Below are 1,980 nucleotides of genomic sequence, written 5' to 3' on the forward strand. Positions count from 1 at the left end.
TAAGATTAAATCTCAACTATTACATTTTAGAATTATATAAAATTTAATCATTTTTATACTCTAAGCGCTATATTGACTTTTTTTTAATCTCCACGCAACAACGCCTACGCGGGAATGACGACCCTCAGTATCCAGGCAACAACGCTTACTCTTTCATAACACTCGTATAAAATTCTGCGATTTTCTCTTTTACCTCTGCGGGGTCGTTCATCAAATTAACGGCACCTCTAAACTCTGCTGAACTTGGCAGACCGCTACTATACCAACCAATATGCTTACGAGCAATAGGTACGCCCACAGATTCACCGTAATAGTCAATTATTGCCTCATAATGCTCAGTTACGATATCTAGCTGCTCTGCTATAGAAGGGGCGGGCTTTTCTTCGCCGGTTTTAAGATAATGTGCGATTTGCGAAATAAGCCAAGGCTTGCCGTACGCTCCCCTACCGACCATTATACCGTCTGCACCTGATCTTTGCAGGGCTTCTTTTGCCTTAGCAAAATTAGTGATGTCGCCGTTAGCGATAACCGGAATTTTTACCGCTTCTTTAACTGCTCGTACAAAATCCCAATCGGCACTACCTGAATAAAACTGACATCTAGTCCTACCGTGAACGGTAACCATCTGGATTCCTGAACTTTCAGCAATTTTAGCCAAAGTCGGAGCATTTTTCGTGTTATCATCCCACCCCATACGCATTTTAACCGTTATCGGAATCTTTACCGCTTTAACGGTAGCTTCAAAAATCTTAGCTGCTAACTGCTCGTCCCTCATTAGAGCCGAGCCTGCATAACCGCCTACTACTTTTTTCGCCGGACAGCCGAAATTAAGATCGATAATCTTTGCTCCCATATCCTCGTTCATTTTAGCAGCTTCAGATATTACATTCGGCTCACAGCCCGCTAGCTGCACGCATGCACTTGTCGGATCGTCATGCACGATAGCACATTTTTGCATTGACTGCCTAGATTTCACAACCATTGCCCGACTTGCTATCATCTCAGAAACTACAAGCCCTGCACCGAATCTTTTCACCAACTTTCTAAATTCTAAGTCCGTAATATCAGACATTGGAGCAAGAATTACATTTGAAGGAAGTTCTATATCGCCGATTTTGATCATAAAAAACCGTTATAAAAATAAACGCTCATAATATCATAATTAAGTATTTTGTCTAATATTACTAATTAAGAATAGACAAAAGCCGATTAATCTATTATAAGCTTAAGTTATATTTGGCTTTTCTTACACCCTAAATAAATGAAAGAATAGTATAGACGGAGTTTAGTTTGGAAAAGAGCAAGGAGTTCACAAGACGAGGAACGCAGCGTATACTTATACGTGAGTACCGCAGCTCTTGTAGAACGATGTAGCCAATTTTTCAAATTAAACGAGTATATACGGCCACGTAGCTCAGTCGGTAGAGCAAAGGACTGAAAATCCTTGTGTCGTTGGTTCAATTCCAACCGTGGCCACCATTTCTTATTTCAATCCCACTTTTTTATATCTTCGATTAAATATCTATTGCATTTTTAAAGCCCTTTATTATGATATATTCATATTTTTGTTGATTTTTAACAAAATATTAAAAAATTATAGAATTTAATAAGGATGAATTATGTTTACAAGGGTGAAAAAATTTTTTGGAATACATGAAGAATCAGATGAAATATTATATAATCAGCTAATATCTTTACTAGAAAAATTGACGCGTGTAATAACCGCAAAAGATAGCGATAAAAAAGAAGTTGAAAAGTTAATTGATAAAATAAAAAATACTAATTTATTTAATCAATCCGATGAGAACGGTAATACAGCCTTAATTTTAGCTGCTGGTGCAGGTTTAGAAGAAGCTTGTTTAAAGCTTATTCCTAAGATGTCTGACGAGGCTATTAATACGATCGAGAATATGCGTGGTCAGCCTGCATTAGTAAAGGCTATGTGGCGTGATTGGTCGTGCCTCCGTATTGCAGTTTAGA

2 protein-coding genes and 1 tRNA gene are annotated in these 1,980 nt (G+C 37.9%); 2 read left to right on the top strand and 1 reads right to left on the bottom strand.

All coding sequences use genetic code 11. The features are described 5' to 3' along the window. Positions 1-145: 145 nt before the first annotated feature. Complete coding sequence (dusB, locus tag KYQ89_RS00530; protein WP_218459859.1) at positions 146-1,123, bottom strand: tRNA dihydrouridine synthase DusB; 978 nt, start codon at positions 1,121-1,123, stop codon at positions 146-148. 280 nt (positions 1,124-1,403) lie between these two features. On the opposite strand from dusB, the gene KYQ89_RS00535 reads away from it, so the two are divergent. Both KYQ89_RS00535 and KYQ89_RS00540 read left to right on the top strand, forming a co-directional pair. Then, a tRNA-Phe gene (locus KYQ89_RS00535) sits at positions 1,404-1,479 on the top strand. Positions 1,480-1,619: 140 nt separating this feature from the next. Next, positions 1,620-1,979, top strand: coding sequence for an ankyrin repeat domain-containing protein (locus KYQ89_RS00540; protein ID WP_256621163.1), 360 nt, complete (start codon positions 1,620-1,622; stop codon positions 1,977-1,979). Position 1,980 lies beyond the last annotated feature (1 nt).

The sequence above is a fragment of the Rickettsia sp. TH2014 genome (assembly GCF_019249195.1).
Classification (GTDB): domain Bacteria; phylum Pseudomonadota; class Alphaproteobacteria; order Rickettsiales; family Rickettsiaceae; genus Rickettsia; species Rickettsia felis.